At 71.2% G+C, this 22,466-nt stretch carries 19 protein-coding genes; 5 read left to right on the plus strand and 14 right to left on the minus strand.

The features are described 5' to 3' along the window. Positions 1–37: 37 nt before the first annotated feature. Positions 38–2,623 (minus strand): AMP-binding protein, encoded by a 2,586-nt coding sequence (locus tag OG252_RS04690; RefSeq protein ID WP_329333929.1) that lies wholly within the window; start codon positions 2,621–2,623, stop codon positions 38–40. A 190-nt stretch (positions 2,624–2,813) separates the two neighbouring features. Between OG252_RS04690 and OG252_RS04695 the strand changes: the two genes are divergently transcribed. Genes OG252_RS04695 through OG252_RS04705 form a run of 3 tightly spaced genes read left to right on the plus strand, consistent with a single transcriptional unit; the run spans position 2,814 to position 6,537 of the window. Then, on the plus strand, positions 2,814–3,860 hold the full coding sequence (locus OG252_RS04695; protein ID WP_266451740.1) for an iron ABC transporter substrate-binding protein: 1,047 nt from the start codon (positions 2,814–2,816) through the stop codon (positions 3,858–3,860). A 32-nt stretch (positions 3,861–3,892) separates the two neighbouring features. Next, a complete protein-coding gene (locus OG252_RS04700) occupies positions 3,893–5,494 on the plus strand; it encodes an ABC transporter permease (protein ID WP_329333931.1) in 1,602 nt (533 codons plus the stop codon). Next, positions 5,491–6,537, plus strand: coding sequence for an ABC transporter ATP-binding protein (locus OG252_RS04705; protein ID WP_329333933.1), 1,047 nt, complete (start codon positions 5,491–5,493; stop codon positions 6,535–6,537). The genes OG252_RS04700 and OG252_RS04705 overlap by 4 nt, the downstream gene beginning before the upstream one ends. 30 nt (positions 6,538–6,567) lie before the next feature. Here OG252_RS04705 and OG252_RS04710 read toward each other — a convergent pair whose 3' ends face one another. From OG252_RS04710 to OG252_RS04765, 12 genes are all read right to left on the minus strand, one after another. After that, positions 6,568–7,791 (minus strand): NAD(P)/FAD-dependent oxidoreductase, encoded by a 1,224-nt coding sequence (locus OG252_RS04710; RefSeq protein WP_329333935.1) that lies wholly within the window; start codon positions 7,789–7,791, stop codon positions 6,568–6,570. Next, positions 7,788–9,101: an FMN-binding glutamate synthase family protein gene (locus OG252_RS04715; RefSeq protein WP_266451736.1), complete on the minus strand. Its 1,314-nt coding sequence runs from the start codon at positions 9,099–9,101 to the stop codon at positions 7,788–7,790. Before OG252_RS04715 ends, OG252_RS04710 begins: the two co-directional genes overlap by 4 nt. 12 nt (positions 9,102–9,113) lie before the next feature. Then, positions 9,114–9,815 (minus strand): glutamate synthase, encoded by a 702-nt coding sequence (locus OG252_RS04720; protein ID WP_266451735.1) that lies wholly within the window; start codon positions 9,813–9,815, stop codon positions 9,114–9,116. Beyond that, a complete protein-coding gene (locus OG252_RS04725; protein WP_329333939.1) occupies positions 9,803–10,696 on the minus strand; it encodes a glutamine amidotransferase in 894 nt (297 codons plus the stop codon). Before OG252_RS04725 ends, OG252_RS04720 begins: the two co-directional genes overlap by 13 nt. Before the next feature lie 83 nt (positions 10,697–10,779). Next, positions 10,780–12,138, minus strand: a complete 1,359-nt coding sequence (gene glnT, locus OG252_RS04730; protein WP_329333941.1) for a type III glutamate--ammonia ligase — start codon at positions 12,136–12,138, stop codon at positions 10,780–10,782. 45 nt (positions 12,139–12,183) lie between these two features. Beyond that, positions 12,184–13,173, minus strand: coding sequence for a heme-dependent oxidative N-demethylase family protein (locus tag OG252_RS04735; RefSeq protein ID WP_329333943.1), 990 nt, complete (start codon positions 13,171–13,173; stop codon positions 12,184–12,186). Then, positions 13,170–14,102, minus strand: a complete 933-nt coding sequence (locus tag OG252_RS04740) for a PDR/VanB family oxidoreductase (RefSeq protein WP_329333945.1) — start codon at positions 14,100–14,102, stop codon at positions 13,170–13,172. The genes OG252_RS04735 and OG252_RS04740 overlap by 4 nt, the downstream gene beginning before the upstream one ends. Positions 14,103–14,136: 34 nt before the next feature. After that, positions 14,137–14,652, minus strand: a complete 516-nt coding sequence (locus OG252_RS04745) for a dimethylamine monooxygenase subunit DmmA family protein (protein WP_329333947.1) — start codon at positions 14,650–14,652, stop codon at positions 14,137–14,139. A gap of 4 nt (positions 14,653–14,656) precedes the next feature. Beyond that, the gene (locus OG252_RS04750) at positions 14,657–15,016 is read right to left on the minus strand and encodes a cupin domain-containing protein (RefSeq protein WP_266451729.1); all 360 of its coding nucleotides are present in this window, start codon (positions 15,014–15,016) and stop codon (positions 14,657–14,659) included. Between the two features lie 81 nt (positions 15,017–15,097). Then, entirely contained in the window at positions 15,098–16,432 is a 1,335-nt protein-coding gene (locus OG252_RS04755) for an NAD(P)/FAD-dependent oxidoreductase (RefSeq protein ID WP_329333951.1), read from the minus strand. Positions 16,433–16,479: 47 nt separating this feature from the next. Further along, on the minus strand, positions 16,480–18,831 hold the full coding sequence (locus OG252_RS04760; RefSeq protein ID WP_329333953.1) for a DUF1989 domain-containing protein: 2,352 nt from the start codon (positions 18,829–18,831) through the stop codon (positions 16,480–16,482). 135 nt (positions 18,832–18,966) lie between these two features. Next, the gene (locus OG252_RS04765) at positions 18,967–19,629 is read right to left on the minus strand and encodes a helix-turn-helix domain-containing protein (RefSeq protein ID WP_266451726.1); all 663 of its coding nucleotides are present in this window, start codon (positions 19,627–19,629) and stop codon (positions 18,967–18,969) included. A gap of 185 nt (positions 19,630–19,814) precedes the next feature. Here OG252_RS04765 and OG252_RS04770 point away from each other — a divergent pair, with 185 nt between their 5' ends. Together OG252_RS04770 and OG252_RS04775 are read left to right on the plus strand one after the other, a co-directional pair. After that, positions 19,815–21,245 carry an ammonium transporter gene (locus OG252_RS04770; protein WP_329333956.1) on the plus strand — a complete coding sequence of 477 codons (1,431 nt, stop codon included), beginning with the start codon at positions 19,815–19,817 and terminating at the stop codon, positions 21,243–21,245. Between the two features lies 1 nt (position 21,246). Then, positions 21,247–21,528 (plus strand): hypothetical protein, encoded by a 282-nt coding sequence (locus OG252_RS04775; RefSeq protein ID WP_266451724.1) that lies wholly within the window; start codon positions 21,247–21,249, stop codon positions 21,526–21,528. 196 nt (positions 21,529–21,724) lie between these two features. Here OG252_RS04775 and pflA read toward each other — a convergent pair whose 3' ends face one another. Beyond that, the gene (gene pflA, locus OG252_RS04780) at positions 21,725–22,462 is read right to left on the minus strand and encodes a pyruvate formate-lyase-activating protein (RefSeq protein ID WP_329333959.1); all 738 of its coding nucleotides are present in this window, start codon (positions 22,460–22,462) and stop codon (positions 21,725–21,727) included. Positions 22,463–22,466 lie beyond the last annotated feature (4 nt).

Consider the following 22,466-nt stretch of genomic DNA (forward strand, 5'->3'; position numbering starts at 1 on the left):
TTGTTCAGTCCTCACGCACAGGGCAGCCGGCGCACCGTCAGGACAGTCTGCGGGTCAGCCGTGTGGCCACTGCCCCGTACGTCACGCCGAACGCCAGGGAGACCAGCAGAGCCAGAACCGGGGAGTCGTCCCGCAGGTAGGGATAGACATGGAAGTGCGTCAGGTAGATGTACAGCGAGCTGCCCGCCAGGATGCCCGCGAGCCGGTTGAGCGGGTCCATGCTGGGCAGGGTAGGGATCCACAGCACCAACATCAGGCCGCCCACGACGATCGAGGTCCGTAGGGGCTGGCCGCCGGGGAACAGGCCCGGCACGGTGATCAGCAGGACGGCGGTCAGCAGCAGCCGGTGCGCCGTCGTGCGGGCGCGCGCCGCCGCCCAGCCCAGTGCGAACAGGAAGAAGACGACGGTGGGGCTCAGGTGGTGGCGGATGTGTGCCAGGCCCCAGGGGTCGTAGCGCCCGACCAGTCCCACCGCGACCAACGCCAGGGCGAAGCCGAAGGGGCTGCGCCGCTCTGCGCGGTCGAGCAGCGGGACCGCCAGCAGCACCGCGAGGCCGGTCAGGAAGTAGACCAGCGCCTCGACGAACCAGTACCGCCACTCGGGGTCCGAGTTGTCCTGTGGGAACAGGCTGTTGGCCAGCACGATGTTGGCCAGGTCGTATTCGCGGGTCAGCAGCAGCACGAGGGTGATCCACACGATGCTCGGTACGGCGATGCGCGCGATGCTGCGCCCCAGCCTGCGCAGGCGGTCTGGGCGTTCGTGTGCGGTGAGGTGGAAGCGGGCGAAGTTGAAGCCGGCGACCCCGAGAAGTACGTGGGCGCCGCCCTGGACGGCGAACACGGGGACGTGGGAGCCCACGATCAGGACGATGCCGATCGCGCGCAGGGCTATTCCGGTGTCCAGGGTGCGTCGCAGCCCTCGCTTTCGGCCGGGGCTCCCGGCCGGGCGCCGCGTCGCGTCAAGGGCGTGCAGCTCCCGGATCGGTGTGGTGTGCCAGTCGGTGGGGAGCACGCCCAGCGCCTGCTCGAGGCGCAGGGACATCTCGACGTAGGAGAGTGAGTCGCCGCCCAGGCTGACGAAGCTGCTGTCCTCGGTGACGTCGGTGCGGTCGAGGATCTCGGCGTAGAGGGTGCGGAGGTCGTCGGTGGCCGTGCCGGGCCGGGGCGGCGCCTGCGACTCGCGCGCCAGTCGCCGTACGGCCTCGTGGTCGGGCTTGCCCGAGGCGAGCCGCGGGAGCTCGGGGACCGTCCGTGCGTGAATCGCGCGGGGCGGCAGGCCACAACTGTCCGCCACCAGACGCCGGATGCGTGCCGCGTCGACGCCCTCGGCGCGGATCGCGAGCACGGCCAGCGCGTCGTCGTCGCCCGCGCAGGACGCGCGTATGCCGTGCTCCCCCAGGATCGCCTCGACGCGCTGCGGGTCTATCCGCAGTCCCAGGATCTTGGCGAACCGGCTGCGGCGCCCCACGATCTCGTACAACCCGTCGGGGGCCCGGCGGGCGATGTCTCCGGTGTGCAGTTCCTCGACGGTGCGTCCCCGTGCGAGGTCCGCCGCGCTCTCGGCGTAGCCGAGCATGACGTTCGGGCCCGAGTAGACCAGTTCTCCGGTGTCCGGCTCGTCGATGCCGTCCACCGGTCCGATCCGGAAGGAGCCTCCGGGGATGGGCACTCCGACGGCCTGCGGGCGCTCGGCGGCGAGGGCCGGAGGCAGATAGGCCATGCGGGCCGTCGCCTCGGTCTGCCCGTACATCACGAACAGTTCCCAGCCGGCGCGGCGGCCCGACTCGGCGTAGTGGGCTACCCGTTCGGGCGCCAGGCGGCCTCCGGCCTGGGTGACGTACCGCAGGTGGGGCAGGCGCATGCGCGCGAAGCCGACCCGGTCGAGGAGGTCGAAGGTGTACGGCACTCCGGCGAGCGAGGTGCCGCGGGCGGCGCGGAACTCCTCCCAGAAGTCGGCGTCGGACACCGACCGTTCGGTGAGGATCAGTCCGGCGCCGCGCAGCAGATGGCTGTGGATGACGGACAGGCCGTAGCAGTAGTGCGGGGGCAGGGTCGTGGCAGCGCGGTCGGTGTCGCGGATGCCGAGGTAGGTGGCGATGGACTCGGCGTTGGCCTGGAGGTTCTCGGCGGAGAGCCGGACCAGCTTGGGCGAGCCCGTCGAACCGGAGGTGCTGAGCAGCAGCGCCAGGTCCGGGTGCAGGGTGTGGGCGCTCCGGGGCCGCCGTTCGTCGAGCGTCCAGGTGCCGTGACCGTCCGGCCGTGCGACCACATCCGGGTCGTACGCGGCGCTCAGGGCGTCGATGGTGTCGGCGCTGTCACCGGGGACGAGCAGAACGGGGTGGCCGGCCGAGAGGGCCGCGAGGTGGACGACCAGGGCGTCGGCGCGGTTCGCCCCGGCCAGCAGGACCAGGCGGCGTGCGGGGCCGAGGCGTTCGGCGGTGGCGGCGACCCGTTCGGCGAGTGCGCGGTAACTGACCTCGCCCTGTGGCGTGATGAGTGCGGTGCGGGCGCCGTACGACGCGAGGTCCCGTGCGAACGGCACACCGTGCCGCCGTACGGGAGGTCGTGGGAAGGGCACCGTGGTGCGCGTCTTCGGGACGGCGGACGGGGGCGAAAAGGCCACGAAAGGGTCTATCACGGGCGCGCGACCTTTCTGCGGCACGTCCGCAATTAGCACAGGTCCCTTGACGGTTAGGCAAGCTTTACCTTATTCATAGCATGTTCACAGTTGGCTGAAAAGATTCGTTCCGCCGCTCGCTGACCGACGACGCGACCCGCGGCGTATCGGCGGGCCACGCAGGAAGGCACACCCCATGCGACGCCCCTCGGCTCGCCGGATCACCGCGCTCGTCACGGCCGGCCTGCTTCTCCCCGCCCTCGCCGCCTGCGGCTCCGACAACGACAAGGGCGGCTCCGCGGACGGCGGCGACTCGACCCTCGTCATCTACTCCGGGCGCAACGAGAAGCTGGTCAAGCCGATCCTGGACAAGCTGGAGAAGGCCGTCGGCAGCAAGGTCGAGGTGCGGTACGGCGACAGCGCCGAACTGGCCGCGCAGATACTGGAGGAGGGCGACCGCACCAAGGCCGGGCTGTTCTTCTCGCAGGACGCGGGCGCGCTCGGCGCCCTCTCCAAGGAGGGCATGCTGGCGAAGCTGCCGCAGTCGAGCCTCGACGAGGTGGACCCGGCCTACCGCGGCGGCGCCGGCGACTGGGTGGGGCTGTCGGGGCGCGTGCGCGTCATCGCGTACAACCCGGACCAGGTCGCCGAGGACGAGGTCCCGGACAGCGTCCACGACGTGGTGAAGCCCGAGTGGAAGGGCAAGGTCGGCTTCGCCCCCACCAACGCCTCCTTCCAGGCCTTCGTCACCGGCATGCGCGTCCTGGACGGCGACGACGCCACCCGCGAGTGGCTCAAGGACCTGAAGGCCAGCGGCAAGACGTACGCCAACAACCTCGCCACCCTGGACGCCGTCGAGTCCGGCGAGGTCTCCCTCGGTCTGGTCAACCACTACTACTGGTACGAGCGGGTCGCCGAGAAGGGCGAGGCCAAGGTCAACGCCAAGCTCAACTTCCTGCCCGGCAAGGACCCCGGCTCGCTGATCAACGTGGCCGGCGCCGGCATCCTGAAGGACGGCGGCCAGACCGCGACCGCCCAGAAGGCCGTCGACTACCTGCTGTCCGAGGAGGCGCAGACCTACTTCGCCGACAAGACGAAGGAGTACCCGCTGGCCGCGGGTGTCACCAGCAGCGTCGAGGGCCTGCCGCCGTTCGACTCCCTCAACGCCCCCGACATCGACCTCGGCAAGCTGGAGTCACTGCAGGAGACCCTGGCCATGCTCCAGGACGTCGGGCTGGTCTGAGCAGCGGTCCCGACGGAAACCGTGAGTGCAACGTGACCACAGCCCGATCCGCGGCACGCCCGGCCGGAGCATCCGCTCCGGCCGGGCGCCGTCGCCTCCGCACCACCCGCGGGGACGGCCCAGGCTCCGGCCGCCGGCCCCCGCTGGTCCTGCTCGTCCCCGCCTGCGTCGCCGCCCTGTTCGCCCTGCTGCCGCTCGGCTACCTCGCCGTCCGCGCCCTCGAACGCGGTCCGGGCTACGCCTGGGACGTCGTCGCCGACGAACGCACCCTCCAACTCGTCGGCCGCAGCCTCGGCCTGACGGCGGTCGTCGTGGTGGCCTGTCTGGTCCTGGGCATCTCGCTGGCCTGGCTGACCGTGCGCACCGCCCTGCCGGGAGCCCGCGCCTGGTCGGTGCTGGCCACCCTGCCGCTCGCCGTGCCCAGCTATGTCGCCGCCTTCACCTGGCTCGCCGCCGTACCCGAGACCTCGGGGTTCCTCGGAGCCGCGCTCGCGCTCACCCTGGTGAGCTTTCCGTACGTCCACCTACCGGTCGCCGCCGCGCTGCGCGGCATCGACCCGGCACAGGAGGAGGCCGCCCACTCCCTCGGCCACGGCCACCTGCGCACCTTCCTCAGGGTCACCCTCCCCCAGCTCCGCCCGGCCGCCGCCGGCGGGGCCCTGCTCGTCGCGCTGTACGTGCTCTCCGACTTCGGCGCCGTCTCGTTGATGCGCTACGACACGTTCACCCGGGCCATCCACACCTCCTACCGCGCCTCCTTCGACCGCACCCCGGCCGCCGCCCTCAGCGTCGTGCTGGTGGTGATGACGGTGGCGCTGGTCGCCGCCGAGGCCCGCACCCGGGGCCGCGCGGGACACGCGAGGACCGGCGGCGGAACGGCACGCCCCGCCGCCCCGGTACCGCTGGGACGCTGGCGGATCCCCGCCCTCGCCTGGTGCGCGACGGTGGCGGCCGCCGCCGTCGCCCTCCCGCTCGGCACCCTCGGCTACTGGCTGACCGTCGGCTCCTCCGCGACCTGGGACCTCGGCGCTCTCGGCCAGGCGGCCCGGGCCACGTTCGGTGTCGCCGCCGCCGGAGCCGCCCTCACCACACTGCTCGCGCTGCCCGTCGGAGTCATCGCCGCACGCCACCGGGGGCACGGCGCCCGGCTGCTGGAGCAGGCCGCCTACGCGGGACACGCACTGCCCGGCATCACGGTCGCGCTGTCCCTGGTCTTCTTCGCGGTCCGCTACGCCTATCCGCTCTACCAGCAACTCCCGCTGCTGGTCTGCGCGTACGCCGTCCTCTTCCTGCCGGTCGCGGTGGCCGCCACCCGGGCCGCCGTCCTGCAGGCACCGCCCGTGCTGGAGGACGTGGCCCGCTCGCTCGGCAGGTCACCGCTGCGGGTCCTGCGCGAGGTGACCGTGCCGCTGGCCGCACCAGGGGTGGCGGCCGGTGCCGCCCTCACCTTCGTCGTCTGCATGAAGGAACTGCCCGCCACTCTTCTGCTGCGCCCCACGGGCATGGACACGCTCGCCACCCGCCTGTGGACCGAGACGGGAACCGGATCCTTCGCGGCCGCCGCCCCCTATGCCGCCGCGCTGATCCTGCTCGCCGCCGTCCCCTCCTACCTCCTGGGCAGGCACCGCTCATGAACGACGTCCACATCGTGCAACTGGCCAAGTCCTACGGCCCCGAGGCCCCCGTCCTCCAAGGGCTGGACCTCGCGGTGCCGGGCGGTTCGCTGGCCGCCGTGCTCGGGCCCTCCGGCTGCGGCAAGACCACCCTGCTGCGCATCGTCGCGGGGTTCCTGCGCGCCGACTCGGGCACGGTCGCCGTCGGCGGGCGCACCCTGGCCGGCCCCGGCGTCCATCTGCCCCCGGAGCGGCGCCGCGTCGGGATCGTTCCGCAGGAGGGTGCGCTCTTCCCGCATCTGAGCGTGGCGCGCAATGTGGCCTTCGGTCTGACCGGGCTCGACCGCGGGGAGCGGCGCCGCCGTACGGAGGAGATGCTCGACCTGGTCGGGCTCGCCGGGTACGGCGACCGCATGCCGCACGAATTGTCCGGAGGACAGCAGCAGCGCATCGCCCTGGCCAGGGCACTCGCCCCGAGGCCCGCACTGGTCCTGCTCGACGAACCCTTCAACGCCCTCGACAGCGCCCTGCGCACCGGGGTGCGGGCGGACGTACGCGCCGCCCTACGGGCCACCGGGGCCACGGCGCTGCTGGTCACCCACGACCAGCAGGAGGCGCTCTCCACCGCCGACCTCGTGGCCGTCGTACGGGAGGGCCGGATCGTCCAGTGCGACACCCCGCAGGAGCTCTACCGGCGCCCCGCGGATCCATGGGTCGCCGGTTTCGTGGGCGACGCCGTACTCCTCCGGGGGACGGTCGCCAGCAGCGGCTCCACGGCGACCACACCGCTCGGGACCGTGGCGTTGGCCTCACCACCGAACGGCCGGCGCACCGGCACGGTGGTGCTCCGTCCCGAGCAGTTGCGACTGACCGACGCGGACGCCGCGGGGGTGGTGCGGGGCACGGTGACCGACGTGTGTTTCTACGGCCACGACGCCAAGGTGACCGTCGCCGTGCGGGGCCTCGACTCCCCGGTGGACGTCCGTGTCGCGGGTCCGCTGTCGGTCGGCCCCGGTCAGGAGACCGGCATCCGCGTGACGGGCGAGGTCACGCTGCACCCGTAGTTCTTGAGGGAGCCCGGCTCTTCCCGGCCGCTAGCGCATCTCGCCCGCTCCCGCGTAGGGATGGGGGCTGGTGAGCGGGCTGCCCTCGGCGAAGCGGGTGAGACGGAAGTCCGTGGCATGGACCGCGGGGTCGTTGGAGTGGCCGTCGAGGAGGAGGTCGGCGACCAGGTCGCCGACCGCCGGTGAGATCTTGAAGCCGTGTCCGCTGAAGCCGGCCGCGACGAGCAGACCGTCGACGCCGGTCGGCCCGATCACGGGGTTGAAGTCCGGGGTCACGTCGTAGCACCCCGCGTAGGTGCTCGACACGGCGGCGTCCGGCAGGCCGGGGAGCCGGTGCGCGATCTTCTCCACGGCGGTCTCGAGGAAGCCGGGGTCGGCGTGGTTGGCGTAGCGGTCGGGGTCGGCGGTCTCCAAGGTGCTGAGGTCGCTGTTGCCGAACAGCAGCTCGCCGCCGGACTCGGCCCGGATGTACTGGAGCGACACGAGGTCGGAGAAGACGGGGACCTTGCCGACGTCGGCGCCGGGGCCCGGGGAGATCAGCACGATCTGCTCGCGGTGCACGCTGACGGGCAGAGCGACGCCCAGCGGTGCGAGCAGCCCCACCGACCACGGCCCGGCCGCGACCACCACCGAGCGGCTCGCGATCTCCTCCCCGGACGCCAGCCGGACCCCGCACACGCCGGCCGGGTCGGTCAGCAGCGCGGTCACCTCGGTGCCCTGCCGGATGCGTACCCCGTCGCGACGGGCCGCAGCGGCGAAGGCCTGTGCCGTGCGGTGGGCGTCGCCGTAGCCGCCGCGCGGCTCCCAGCCGAACGCCGCGAAGTCGCCCAATTCGGCGGCGGGCCAGAGACCGGCCACCTCGTCGCGGGAGATCTCGCCGGTCTCGATGCCGAGGGCGCGCTGTGCCCGGAGGTTGGCGTGCAGGGCGCCGACGTTCCGCTCGCCGACACCGACGACGTAGCCGGTGCGGCGGAAGCCGATGTCCTCGCCGAGGATGTCCTCGGCGTTCTCGAAGAGGTGCAAGCCCTTCCACGCCATCGCCGCGAGGGAGGACACGCCGTAGTGGCAGCGCACCACCCCGCTGGACTTGCCCGTGCCGCCGGAGCCGACCGTGGCGCGCTCGCAGACGACGACGTCGGTGATGCCGCGCCGGGCGAGGGCCCAGGCGGTGGCCGCGCCCTCGATGCCGCCGCCGACGATCACGACATCCGCCGTGGTGGACGCGGTGCTGGGCGCCGTGCCGGGCGCCGTCACAGTCCGCTGCCCGGGATCCAGTTGGTGCCGGCCAGCGGCACGCGGGCCATCGCGGACGCCTCGATGGTCAGGGCCACGAGGTCCTCCGGCTCCAGATGGCGCAGGTGGGCCTTGCCACACGCCCTGGCCAGCGTCTGTGCCTCCATGGTCAGCACCCGAAGGTAGTTGGCGATGCGCCGGCCGCCCTCCACCGGGTCGAGGCGGGCGGCGAGTTCGGGGTCCTGGGTGGTGATGCCGGCCGGGTCGCGGCCGTCCTGGTAGTCGTCGTAGAAACCGGCGGCGGAGCCGAGTCGCTCGTATGCGGCGGCGTGGCGTGGGTGGTTGTCGCCCAGGGCGATCAGGGCCGCGGTGCCGATCGCCACGGCGTCCGCCCCCAGCGCCATGGCCTTGGCCACGTCGGCGCCGGTGCGGATGCCCCCGGAGACGATCAGCTGGACCTTGCGGTGCAGGCCCAGTTCCTGGAGCGCCTGGACGGCCTGCGGGATCGCGGCCAGCGTCGGGATGCCGACGTGTTCGATGAACACGTCCTGCGTGGCGGCCGTTCCGCCCTGCATCCCGTCCACCACCACGACGTCGGCGCCGGACGCGACGGCGAGCTTCACGTCGTAGTAGGTGCGGGTGGCCCCGACCTTGACGTAGACCGGCTTCTCCCAGTCGGTGATCTCCCGCAGTTCGAGGATCTTGATCGCCAGGTCGTCCGGGCCGGTCCAGTCCGGATGGCGGCAGGCGCTGCGCTGGTCGATGCCGGGCGGCAGGGTGCGCATCCGGGCCACCCGGTCGCTGATCTTCTGCCCGAGCAGCATGCCGCCGCCACCCGGCTTGGCGCCCTGGCCGAGGACGATCTCGATGGCGTCGGCCTTGAGGAGGTCCTCCAGGTTCATGCCGTACCGCGACGGCAGGTACTGGTAGACGAGGTGCTTGGACTGACCGCGCTCCTCCGGTGTCATGCCGCCGTCGCCGGTGGTCGTGGAGGTGCCGACCTCGCTGGCGCCGCGGCCCAGTGCCTCCTTGGCCTGGGCCGACAGGGCGCCGAAGCTCATGCCGGCGATGGTGACGGGGATGTCGAGGTGCAGCGGGAAGGCCGCGTTGCGGTCGCCGAGTACGACGTCGGTGCCGCAGCTCTCCCGGTAACCCTCCAACGGGTAGCGGGACATGCTCGCCCCGAGGAAGAGCAGGTCGTCGAAGTGCGGGAGGGGCCGCTTGGCTCCCCAGCCGCGGATGTCGTAGACCCCGGTGTCGGCGGCCCGCTGGATGGCGGCGATGGTGGCGCGGTCGAAGGTGGCGGACTCGCGCAGGTGAGAGGTGGTCACGGGTGCTCCTGCTCAGTACGCGGCGGAGTTGCCGGCGGCGAAGTGGTAGAGGGTGCGGGCGGAGCCGTAGCGGCGGAAGGAGGCCGGGTCGTGGTCGAGGCCCGCCGCGGTGAGCAGTTCCCCGAGTTCCGCCAGGTGCTCCGGCCGCATCTCCTTCTCGACGCAGTCGGCGCCGAGCGAGGCCACCGTGCCGCGTACGTAGATCCGCGCCTCGTAGACCGAGTCGCCGAGCGCCTCGCCCGCGTCGCCGCAGACCACCAGTCGGCCGGCCTGCGCCATGAACGCGCTCATCGCGCCGATGTCGCCACCCACGACGATGTCGACGCCCTTCATCGAGATCCCGCAGCGCATGGCGGCGCTGCCCTCGATCACCAGCAGCCCGCCGCGTCCGGTGGCACCGGCCGACTGCGAGGCGTCGCCCCGTACGCGCACGGAGCCGGACATCATGTTCTCCGCGACGCCCACGCCGACGCTGCCGTGCACGGTGACCGTGCCGCCGTCGTTCATTCCGGCGCAGTAGTAGCCGGCGTGCCCGCGCACGTCCACGGTGACCGGGTGACGCAGGCCCACGGCGATCGCGTGCCTGCCCTGCGGGCTCAGCACCTCGCAGGCCTCCACCGACCCCGTGTGCAGTTTGGCGTTGAGCTCCCGGACCGGGACGGTGGCCAGGTCGATGGTCTCGGTGGTGTCGGGGCCTGTCGTCAGCGGCGCCATGCGTAGACCCTCTCCGGCTCGGGCTCGTAGATACGGGCGGTGTCGATGCCCGGCAGCACGGCCAGGGCGCGGAACTCCGAGGCCATCGCCACCCAGGCGTCGGTCTCGGCGATGATGGCGGGCTTGCAGGCGATGGCGTCGCGGACGACGGCGAACCCGTCGCCGGTCGTCACCAGCAGGGTGTAGAAGCCGTCGAAACGCTCGCAGAGCGCGCGCAGTGCCTTCTCCAGGTCCTCGCCCTGCGCCAGCCGCGAGGCGACGAAGCGGGCGCCGACCTCCGAGTCGTTCTCGCTGTCGAAGACCACACCCTCGGCCCTCAACTCCCGGCGGATGGTGGCGTGGTTGGCGAACGAGCCGTTGTGCACCAGGCACTGGTCCTCGCCGACCGAGAACGGGTGACACCCCTCCGGGGTGACCGCCGACTCGGTGGCCATCCGGGTGTGCGCCAGGCCCTGCCAGCCCTGGGCGCCGGCGAGGCCGTAGGTGTCGGCCAGCTCGCGAGGGTTCCCGGTGCCCTTGTAGACGGTCAGGTCGGTGCCGGTGCCGACGACGATCGCGTCCGGCGCGGCGGCCCGTACCGCCCGGGCCAGCACCTCCGGCGCGACCGGCGCGGCGACGACCGCGGTGTCTCCGGCCACGGTGACCAGCACGTCCGGCCTGCCGGGCAGTTGCTCCCGCAGTGCGTGGGCGAGCCCGGGCGGCGCGTCGAGCACCGACACCGCGGCGTGGCCTTCCGGACAGCGCCGCCGGTCGCCGTAGACGGCGACCCCGGCCGAGTCCGGGCCGCGCTCGACGACCTGCCCGAGCATGGCCTCCAGCAACTCGCCGAGCCGGACATGCAGTTCGGGGTCACGCAGATGAAGCCCGACGATCCCGCACACGGGCGCATCCTTTCTCGTGCTTTCGAGGTGGTCCGTTCACAACGCGACGGCTTCAGAACACGCTGCCGTCACAACGCGATGCTTCAGAACGCGGTGAGGTAGCGGTCGATCTCCCAGGAGCCGACCGTGTTGTGCCAGGCGAAGAACTCCTCGCGCTTCAGCCCGGCGAAGTAGTCGCAGACGCCCGCGCCCGCCGCGTCCAGCGCCCCGCTCACCACCGGGTCGGCGGTCAGCGCGTCGACGGCGTGCAGCAGGGTCAGCGGCAGCTCGGGGCGGGCCTTGCCGTCCGCTCCCGGCGCGCCCGGGTCCAGGCCGCGCCCGATGCCGTCGAGACCGGCGGCCAGCGCCGCCGCCAGGGCCAGGTACGGGTTCGCGGATCCGTCGCCGCCGCGCAGCTCGATCCGGTGGCCGTCGGGGACGCGGACGAAGTGGGTACGGTCGTTGCCGCCGTAACTGGCGTGCCGGGGCGACCAGGTGGCGCCCGAGCGGGTGGAGACCGCGCCGGTGCGCTTGTAGGAGTTGACCGTCGGCGCGAGCACGGCCTGCATGCCGGGGGCGTGTTCGAGGATCCCCGCCAGGAAGGAGTACGCCAGCTCCGACAGGCCGAGTGTGCGCCCGTCGGCCGCGTCGGGGAAGAGGGCCAGGTCCTCGCGCCACAGCGAGAGATGCAGGTGCATGCCGCTGCCGGTGCGGTCGGTGAACGGCTTGGGCATGAACGTGGCCGTCATCCCGCGCCGCTCGGCGAGCACCGAGATCAGGTACCGGGCGGTGATGACCCGGTCGGCGGTGGTCAGCGCGTCGGCGTAGCGGAAGTTCTGCTCGAACTGTCCGTTGCCGTCCTCGTGGTCGTTGGCGTAGTTGCCCCAGCCGAGCTCGTTCATCGCCACGGAGACGGCGGTGAGGTGGTCGTACATCCGGGTCAGCCCGCGGGCGTCGTAACAGGGCTGGGCGCCGGTGTCCTTGGTGTCGGCGGGTGAGATCCGGCCCTGGTCGTCCCGCGAGACCAGGAAGTACTCGACCTCGGCGCCGGCGAAGAGCTCCAGTCGCTGGGCGGCGGCGCGCTCCAGCAGCGACTTGAGGATCACGCGCGGCGCGAACGGCCACGGCTTGCCCTCGACGTGCGGATCGCAGTGCACGAGGGCCAGCCCCTCGCGCACCCACGGCAGGGGGGTGTACGAGGCGAGGTCGGGGATGGCGATGAGGTCGGGGTCGCTGGGCCGCTGGCCGATGGCTCCGACCGCGTACCCCGCGAACCCGACGCCCTCGTACTGGAGTTCGCTCGCCGCCTCGACCGGGACGAGCTTGGCGCACGGCTTGCCCGCGAGGTCGACGAAGAGTGCCAGCAGGAACTTCACGCCGTCGGCGCGGGCCCGTGCGGCGAGGTCCGCGGCCGGTTGGTCCTGAACGGGGCCGGACGGGAGAGGGGAGACGTCGAGCGTCATGAGGGCTCCGGGTCGGGTCGGTGGCAGAAGAGGGGAAGCGCGGGGTCAGGAGGTCAGCAGCCAGTCCGCCGCGGCACCGCGGAACCGGGTCAGGCCCTTGTACTCGGCCATGTCGTCGGGCAGTTCGGCCAGCACCCGGCCGAACCGGGTCCGCCAGGCCGGCACCTGCGCCAGCTCCGCCAGCGACACCATGTACGTGCGGATCAGGAAGAGCACCGCGCCCGAGGCGCCGAGCCGGATCAGGTGCTGCACCTCGACGCGCAGGTGCAGCCGGTTCGCGAGCTCGTCCGCGGGTGCTTCGGCCACCAGCCGCCGGTCCCTGCCCCACTCCGGGTAGGTCTCGGTGGACTGGTCCAGCCGCCGGTCCACCGACATCGTCCAGTTCGTACGGCGGTACTCCTGACCGGGCTCCAGACGCATCAGGAAGCGCTCGGCGCGCGCGATGACGCCCTCCTCGTGGACGCGCGGCACGGGACCGTGCACCTCCAGGAAGCGCATGCCGACGTCGAAGCGCAGTGACCAGTCGGCGGCGAAGGTGACCAGACCGGCGTCGGCCCAGAGCGAGCCGTCGCGCTGGTCGAGCAGCACGATGTCGTCCTGGATCTGGCTGCCGAGGAATCCGAGCGGGCCGCCGGGCAGGCTGTCGTCGTCGCCGTCCCTGAACCGCTGCTCGACGCCGAGCAGGTCGTTGCGCCACACGAAGTGGTCGCCGTCCCGGCGCAGTTCCATCCTGTCCGGGTGCAGGTCGGCCAGCTCGCGCAGCAGCGTGCGCAGCGCGTCCCAGCAGGCCGGCCGCATGTGCGGCAGTACGGTGAGCCGGCTCGGGTCGGCGGTGAGGACGCGCTCGCGCTGGGCCAGTTCGTCGGCGTACTCGTCGTCGACGTCGAGGATCGCGCCGCCCCAGCCGCCCGCCTCGGTGACGACCGGGGCCCGGGCGGGTTCGACGTTCGTGGAGTAGCGGTAGGTGTCGGTGCGGAACGGGAACGGGAACCCCGTGATCCTCGGGGAAAGCGGGGACAGGACGGTGCTCGTCACAGGTCCACCTCCAGGGTCTCGGTCTCGCTGCGGGACACACAGCACATGACGCTGTCCGCCTCCGCCCTCTCGTCCTCGGAGAGGAACTCGTCACGGTGCAGCGGGCGGCCGGCGAGCACGGGGACCCGGCACTCCCCGCAGACTCCCTGCCGGCACATGTTCGGGACGGCGACGCCGACCTGTTCGAGCGCCTCCAGCAGGCTTGTCCCCGCCGGGACGGGAACCCTGCGTCCCGACCGGGCGAGCCGCGCGGTGAACGGCTGCCCGGGATCCAGTTCGGCGGGCGTGAACCGCTCCAGGTGCAGCCGCTGCGGCGGCCAGCCGGCCGCGGTCGCCTCGTCGAGCACCCGGTCCATCAGGGGCTGCGGCCCGCAGACGTAGAGGTGGGTGCCGATCGGCTGGGTGGTGAGCGCCTCGTGCAGAAGGGCACCGAACTCGGCCGCGCCGGTGGCGCGTTGCATGCGCCCGCCCAGGAGCTCGGCCAGTTCTCCCGCGTACGCCCCTGCCCCGGGACGGTGTACGTAGAGCAGCCGTACGTCGCTGCCCCAGCGCACGGCGTGCCGGGCGTGGCCGAGCATCGGGGTGATACCGATGCCGCCCGCGACGAGCAGCTGCCGACGCGCGGTGCTGACGGGCGGGAAGGCGCTGCGCGGCGTCGAGACGGCGACCCGGTCGCCCACCCGGAACCGGTGCATCTGCTCGGAGCCGCCGTCGCCGTCGGGGCGGTGCAGGACGGCAACCGTGTAGGCGTACGGCTCGATGCCGCAGTTGGTCAGGGAGTAGGCGTTGCGCCGACTCCCGCACTCGACCACGACATGGCTGCCCGGCGGGTGGGCCGGCAGCGGTCCGTCGTCGGGGCGGGCCAGGGCGAGTTCACGGATGCCGTCGGCGATCTCGGAGCTGCGCCGGACGACCAGTTTCATCGTCATGGACACTCCCCTCCCGCCGCTGTGAGTTCCGCCGTCATGGACGCTCCTCCGCGTCGGCCATGAACCCGAGGTGGGCGGCGGACAGCCGGGACACGTGGTGGTACACGAACAGCGAACACCCGCAGCCGGTACAGGAGACGACATCGCCGAGGTCGGCCTCGGCGACGGTCGTCGCCCCGCAGTGCGCGCACCACACCCGGCGCCGCGCGTCCTCGGTGACGACGACGGTGATCTCGGACTCCAGCACGCCACCGCGCAGCGCCTCGGCGTGCGCCCGCAGCACATCCGCCTGCGGGCCGGCGAGCATCAGCCGCCACCCCACGGTGGCGTCGTCGATCTGCCCGCGCAGCAGGGCGAGGGCGTCGCCGTCGGCCGACTCGCCGTGCCACGTCCACACCGGCCGACGCAGGCCGGCCAGCGCGCGCCGCCAGTCCGCCGCCAGCGTGTCCGCCGCCGTACCGAAGGACATCACCGCGTACGTCCGGCCGGTCCGGTCCACGCCGGGGTCGGCCGTCGGCCAGCGCGGGACACTCGTGTGCTGGATTCCCATGACGTCAGGGAGCGAAGGTGCGGTGGCCGGCGTAGAAGCCGATGGCATGGTCCGGCGTCTCGAACTTGACGGTCGTCCCCTTGGGAAAGAAGAGGACGTCGCCCTGAGCCGCGTGGACGACCTGGCCGGTCGCCATGTCGGTCAGCACGAACTCGCCCTGGACGACGAACTTCGTCTCGTCGTACGTGTACTCGTAGATCAGTGGCTCGGAGTGGAAGAGCTCGAAGAACCCCGAACAGATCACCGCGCCGCCGGGGTTGGCGAACGCGTCGCCGATGAAGGCCTTCGAGCCCTCGACGTTCATGCTGGGGAGGTCTTTCGCCCCGTCCCCCACTTTCAGGATCGCGCCCTCGGTCGTGGTCATCGTCACGCCTCCGTCCGTCTCCTGCTATGAGACCTAGTGTCATACAGTGAAACCGCCGATGGGTTACGGCCCTGTGAACCCTCACCGGAGAAACGTGGCCAGGGAGTCGTCGAGCTCGTCCCACCACGGCGTGTGGTGGACCGGAGCCACGGTGCCGGTGCACGGCGAGTCGAAGGAGCGGTTCCGGTACCCGGTGATCGACTCCTCCTTGTGGTGCTCCCAGGTCGCGAAGTGCTCGCGCGCCAGGTCGAGGTCGAAGTCGGCGTAGTCGGTGGAGTCGAGCAGGTCGCGCAGGTAGTCGGTCTGGAAGTCGATGTCGTCCATCGGCCCTGCCAGGGTGCCCAGGCGGGCACGCCACACCGCGATGTCGGTCTCCATCGCGGCCGCCTCCGGCAGCGGAATCCGCCCGAGGACCACATCGCGGGCGAAGAAGGCCTGCGCGTCGAACATGCTGAACGTGTAGTACTGGTCCTGCATCGCCAGGTACATGAGCCGGGGAGCGGGCGTCCACACGACGCCCTTGTAGAGACCGGCCGGGTAGAGGTTGTTGCTCGTCCGCAGCCGCAGGTCCTCTTCGAGGAACGGGAAGTGGTGCTGGTAGCCGGTGCACATCACGATCGCGTCGATGTCCTGCGTGCTGCCGTCGGCGAAGTGCGCGGTGCGCCCCTCGACCCGGTCGAGCGCGGGCACCTCGCGGATTCCCTCCGGCCATCCGAAGCCCATCGGGCTGGTGCGGTAGGAGATGGTGACCGACCTGGCGCCGTACTTGAGCGACTGCAGCGCGATGTCCTCCGCGGAGTAACTGCTGCCCACGATGAGCATGTCCTTGCCCGCGAACTCACCGGCGTCGCGGAAGTCGTGCGAGTGCAGCACCCGCCCCGGGAAGGTCGAAAAGCCGGGATACTCGGGGAAGTTGGGGGTCGAGAAGTGCCCGGTGCCCACGATCACCCAGTCGAACTCCTCGGTGCGCGTCGAGGAGTCGGCGCGGTTCTCCACCGTGACCGTGATGGTTTCCGAGGAGGCGTCGTACGCGATCCAGCGCACGGCCGAGTCGAACTGGACGTACTGCCGCACGTTGCTCTTCTTGGCCCGGCCGGTGATGTAGTCGTAGAGCACCTCGCGCGGCGGGAAGGACGGAATCGGCCCGCCGAAGTGCTCGTCGAAGGTGTAGTCGGCGAACTCCAGGCATTCCTTGGGCCCGTTGGACCACAGATACCGGTACATGCTGCCGTGGACGGGCTCGCCGTACGCGTCGAGCCCGGTGCGCCACGTGTAGTTCCACAGGCCGCCCCAGTCGCTCTGCTTCTCGAAGCAGACGACCTCGGGCACGTCGGCACCGGCCCGCCGGGCTTCCTCGAAGGCGTGGAGCTGGGCCAGCCCGCTGGGGCCGGCACCGATGATGGCAACGCGGGGCATGCTGAACCTCCGTAGAGCAGGGGCGATTTGCGTGGGGGGGGGGACCCTTACGAGCGGGGCCGGGTCTTGTCGGGGTCGTAGAACGGGAAGCGCACGACCTGGGCCGGGATGCGCTTGCTGTGGCCGTCGAGCTTGCCGATCTCCACGGCCGTACCGGGTTCGGCGTACTGCACGGCGATCCGGCACAGCGCGATGTTCTTGCGCAGCAGGGGCGAGCGCGTGGCGCTGGTGACCACGCCGACCTGCGAGCGTCCGACGTGGACGCAGTCGCCGTGCCGGGCGGGCTCGTTGCCCTCCAGCTCCAGGCCGACGAGGGTCCGCTGAGGGGCGGCCTTGCGGGCGAGCAGCGCCTCGCGGCCGACGAAGTCGTCCTCCTTCGTCTTCAGCGGCACCGTGAACCCGATGCCCGCCTCGAAGGGGTCGGTCTGGTCGCAGAACTCGTATCCGGCGAAGGCGAGACCGGCCTCGATGCGCAGCATGTCCAGGGCCTCGAGGCCCAGCGGGGTCAGACCGTGCGGCCGGCCGGCCTCCCACACCGCGTCCCACAGAGCCGGGGAGTGCCGCGGGTGGACCCATATCTCGTAGCCGAGTTCGCCCGAGTAGCCGGTACGGGAGACCAGCAGCGGGATGCCGTTGTGATCGCCGAGCCGGCCGATGGCGAAGCGGAACCAGCCGAGGTCGGTGAACTCCGGCTGGGTGGGCGGGGTCCAGATGATCCCGGCGAGCAGGTCGCGGCTGGCGGGGCCCTGTACGGCGATGTTGTGCAGTTCGTCGGTGGAGGGCTTGACCCAGACCCGTTCGAGGCCGAGCCGTTCGGCCTGCTCGCGCAGCCAGACGCCGTCGTAGTCGTCCCCGCCGACGAGTCGGAAGTTGGTGTCGCCGAGCCGGAAGAGGGTGCAGTCGTCGATCATCCCGCCGGTCTCGTTGCACAGGGCCGAGTACACGACCTGGCCCTGCGAGAGCTTGCGGATGTTGCGGGTGAGGGTGGCCTGGAGGAGAGCCTCCGCGTCCGGCCCCAGCACCTCGAACTTGCGCAGCGCGGACAGGTCCATCACGGCGGCGCGCTCCCGGCAGGCCCAGTACTCCTCCTGCGGGCCGTGGTTGTCGAAGCGTTCCGGGAGCCAGAAGCCGCGGTACTCGGTGAACTGCCCGGTCAGCGCCTCGGTACGCGGCGCGAAGGCGGTCTGCCGGGTGAGAGTCGGCTCGGAGTCCGGAGTGACCCGGTGGGCGACGGCCATGGAGAAGGTCCTCTTCGAGTCGTAGACGCGCACGTGGATGTCCGTGGGCATCCAGGCGTTCGACGGGTCGATGTCGTCGGGGCAGGCCGAGGAGGCGCAGACGAGGTCCGTCATCGCCCGCATGAGGACGTAGTCGCCGGGACGCGACCACGGTTCGTCGAAGACCAGCAGGTTGTCGTCGTCGAACACCGTGTTGTAGAAGAGGTTCAGCGCGGGCCAGGCCGACCGGGCGGCGACGCCGTAACGGGCGAGCCGCGCGTTGAAGTTGTCCGTGCAGTTGGGGTGGCCCGGATAGCCCATGTCCTCGTAGTACTTGGCGTTGCACGCGGGACCGAAGGTGTCGTGCCGGCCGACGGTGTCGCGGACGATCTCCACGAGCGGCTGGGCGCTCTGGTCGTAGAACTTGCCGTGCAGTCCGGGCTGCGGAAACGCCCGGCCGGTGAGATACCGGGTCGTCGTCGAGTCGAGGCCGCGCTCCAGACCGTCCTGCAACTGGCGGGCGCCGAAGGCGAGGAAGTCCGAGCACTGCCGGCCCTCGATGTCGATCACCTGGATGTACTGGCCCGCGCGCACCTCGTAGTCGAGGGCGGTGGCCGCGTCTATCCGCAGGTCGAGAACCGGTTCCGCCAACGGCTCCGGCAACTGGGGCTCGAACGCCGGCCGGGGAGTGGCCCGGCGGACCTCGACGAGCAGATCGGAGGGCGGGTTGGCCCACTCGTCCTCGATGCCCATCGGCACGGCGGGAGCCGCGACCAGCACGACGGCCTCACGGACGGCCATGAACCCCTCCCTCGCCCCGGCCGGCGACCACACTCCGAACAGCCGCGCCGCGGTGGCGCGCACCGGGTCGACGCCGTGCGCGGCCAGAACCGCCAACGCGGAGGCCACGTCGTCGAGTTGGCCGTGCGGGTCACGGGCGGCGGCGACCGTGGCGAGGCCGCGCAACACGGTGGCCGGGCCGTCCGCTCGCGTGCCGAGAGCCTCACCGGTGCGGCGTCGCGCTCCGTTTCCCTCTCCGCCTCCGTCGAGGACGGTCAGCTCGGCGGGTTGGCGACCGTGCCGGTCCACTACGTCGATCCGGTCGCCGGCACTCAGCCGTACCCCGGTCACGGCACCGGGGCGGACCCTGAACGTCTCGGGGGACGGCGGCGACAGCGTCATAACGGCCAACCTTCCGGGCGGCGCACCATGTGTCCTCTAGTGAAATTCAGTATCACCAGAGGAAACGTCACGGTGGGTTTCCCGGCCGTTAAGGCCTGTTACGAAAGGCGCGTGCCTGCCCGTCTTGACGGCAGGTCAGGTGTCCAGGTCGCCGTAGGCGACGACGGAGAGGAACCGGATGGGAAGCTTCACCAGCTCCTGCGGACCGTGCACGCCCTCACCGTCGAGCTGCAGAGCATCGCCCGGCGCCATCCGGTAGCCGGCCTCTCCGTGGCCGTAGACCATCTCCCCTTCGAGCATGTAGAGCAACTCGGTGCCCGGGTGCTGGAACAGCGGGAACACCTCGCTCTGCTCGGTCAGGGTGACCAGATGGGCTTCCATCCGCTTGTGCGGCCCTCGCAGCGCGCCGAGCAGGACGTAGTCGTGCCCCACGCGCGTCCCGCGCTGCACGATGCGCGCTCCCGCCCCCGCCGGGGTGAACACCGCCTCCCGCGTGGTGTCGGCACCGCGGAAGAGAGCGGTCACCGGCACGTCCAGCGCGGCAGCCAGGCGGGCCAGCGTGGTGAGGCTGCACGACGTCTGGGCGTTCTCGATCTTCGACAGCATGGCCTTCGAGATGCCCGCCCGGACCGCCATCTCCCCCACGGTGAGTCCGGTCGCCTGCCGGTACCGGCGCACCTGCACCGCGATCGCCCGCTCCAGCACACCCTCGGCGGGAGCCGGTTGGTCGATCTCCCGCGCCGCGGGACCATGCCCGGGCACACCATCCTCGGCCGGCTGCCGCTGTGCGTCGCTCATAGATCGCCATCCAAAGTTCGAAGGGCCAGGCGGGTATCGGCGATCACCGCACGAACGCGCGGCAATGCAGCTCTTACGTGACGCACGTCCCTCCGTAACATCGCGCGAGTCTACTGTCGTTCGCATAAGTATCTCATCAGGAAACACCCCGCCGCGACTTCCGCTCAAGCAAGGAGACGGGGCCTGTGGACAATGAACTCACTGCCCTCAGCACGATGTTCACGGAGTTCTACTACTGGTTGACCATCGTCTTCATGTTCTTGATCCACGTCGGGTTCACCCTTTACGAGGTGGGCATGACCCGGCGCAAGAACCTCCAGCACACGCTGATGAAGAACGTGATGCTGATCCCGGTCGTCACCCTGACGTTCTTCCTCTTCGGCTGGTGGCTGTACTTCGGACTGGGCAACGGCCCCGGCATCACGGGAGGAATCCCGGAGGCCGCCAAGAACGCCTATCCGTGGTCCAACCTGATGGCCCCCAACCTCGACGACAACATCACGGGCGTCTTCTGGGCGGCGTTCCTGCTGTTCTCCTGGACCGCCGCCTCCATCGTCTCCGGCGCCATCATCGAACGGACCCGCACCGGGGCGTTCCTCATGGCCGCCGTCCTGGTGGGAACGGTCACCTGGACCATCGGTGGCGCGTGGGGATGGAGCGCGACCGGCTGGATGGTCCAGAAGATGGGCTACCACGACTCGTACGGCTCCGGCGTGATCCACGCGGTCGCCGGCGGAGCCGCACTCGGGATGATCATCGTGCTCGGCCCCAGGATCGGGAAGTTCGGCCCGAAGGGCGAGCCCCGCGAGATCAAGCCGCACAACATCTGGATGACGGCGATCGGACTGTTCATCGTCCTCGTCGGCTTCTGGGGCTTCTACGCCGCCTGCAACATCCCGATCATCAACCTGGGCGACGAGGACAAGCCGTTCTTCACGGCGACCACCATCTACGGCACCCCGACCACCCTGTCCGCGAGCACCTTCAACCTGCTGATGGCGCTCGTCGGCGGAATGATCGCGGGATTCGTGGTCAGCAAGGGCGACATTCTCTGGACCTTCTCCGGAGGCCTCGGCGGCATCATCACCGCGTCCTCCGGCAACGACTTCTACCACCCGCTGCAGGCCCTGGTGATCGGAGCGGTGGGCGTAGTCGTCGCCTACAGGTTGCACCGCTGGGTCGAGCGCCGCTTCAAGATCGACGACGCGGTGGGCGCGGTCGCGGTCCACGGCTACTGCGGCTTCCTCGCCCTGGTGATCGCCGGCTTCATGCTCTGGGGTTATCCGGCCGCCGCACCGGTCGACGGCGTGACCGCCTGGTTCGGCACCAACTCCGACGGGTGGGCGGAGATCAACCCGCTCGGCCAGCTGATCGGCGCCGTGATCATGTTCTGGGTGCTGGGCTTCCTGCCCGCCTACGGACTCGGCAAGCTCCTCGACAAGTTCGGCCTGCTGCGCGTGCCGCGCAAGGTCGAGCTGGCCGGTCTGGACACCCACAGCTACGGCGACGCCTACCCCGAGTACGCGGCGCCCGCGGACGGCGAGCCCGAGGACACCACCGACGAGGAGTTCGAGCAGCTGGTCGGATCCATCGCACGCGAAGACAGGAAGGCATGACATGAGCACAGGAATCGATTCCTGGAAGGACCTCGACTCCATCGACACGCTCCACCCCTTCCCGGGCTCGGAGTACGTCCTCGTGGTCGTCGCCTTGCTGACCTGGATCGGCTTCCACGTCTGGCAGGTGAAGGCGGAGAACGACGAGTTCGAGGAGGCGCTCACCACCATGGACGCCGAAGCCCCGGAAGACGCCGACGCCGGGAGCGCGGAGGCGGCGGAGCCCGTCGCCGCCGCGGCGGAGGACGAGAAGGAGATGGCCGCGGCGGCGGAGAAGTCCTGAACCTCCTCCCGCACTTGTCGCGGACCAGTTGCGGACGGCCCGGTGGCGATGGTCACCGGGCCTCGCCGTCGGCTCTTCAGGGCCACCTGCTGTCACTCGTCCCAGCGCAGGTGAGGACAGCTCGTCCCGCACGGCGTCAGCCGACCGCGCCGGGCTGCTGGGACGACTGGCAGACCCGCTCCGCGACCTGGGTCGGTCAGAGCGCCCGCAGGCCGTGCTCCTGGAACTGCCGGCGCACCCGCTCCGTGAGGTCCCGGTCCGGCGTGGGTGTGTCCCGCAGGGCGAAGGGGACCCCCAGCGCCTCGTACTTCTGGGCGCCGAGTTTGTGGAACGGCAGGACGTCCACCCGGTCGACGTAGCCGAGGCCGGCCAGGAAGCGGGCGAGGCCGTCGACGGCTTCCGGGGCGTCGGTCCAGCCGGGAACCAGGACGTAGCGGATCCACATCGGCCTGCCGAGACGGTCCAGGCGGGTGGCGAAGTTCAGGGTGGGTGTGAGTTCGCCGCCCGTCAGTTCGCGGTAGGTCGTGACGTCGAAGGACTTGATGTCCAGCAGCACCAGGTCGGTGTCGGCGAGGAGGTCGTCGGTGGCGCGGGCGCCGAGGAAGCCGGACGTGTCGAGCGCGGTGTGCAGGCCGGCCTCCTTGCAGCGCCGCAGCACCTCGCCGGTGAAGGCGGACTGGAGCAGCGGCTCGCCACCTGTGATGGTCACCCCGCCGCCAGCCGTGGTGAGGAAGGCCCGGTACTTGTCGACCTCGGCCATCACCTCGTCGACCGTGGTCTCCTTGCCGTCGCGCATGTGCCAGGTGTCGGGGTTGGCGCAGTACAGGCAGCGCAGCGGGCAGCCGCTGACGAAGAGCACGAACCGGGTCCCGGGGCCGTCCACTCCCGTGGACAGGTCCCAGGAGTGGATCCGGCCCGTGAGCGGCTCGGCCATGACG

The organism is Streptomyces sp. NBC_01352, assembly GCF_036237295.1.
GTDB lineage: Bacteria > Actinomycetota > Actinomycetes > Streptomycetales > Streptomycetaceae > Streptomyces > Streptomyces plumbiresistens.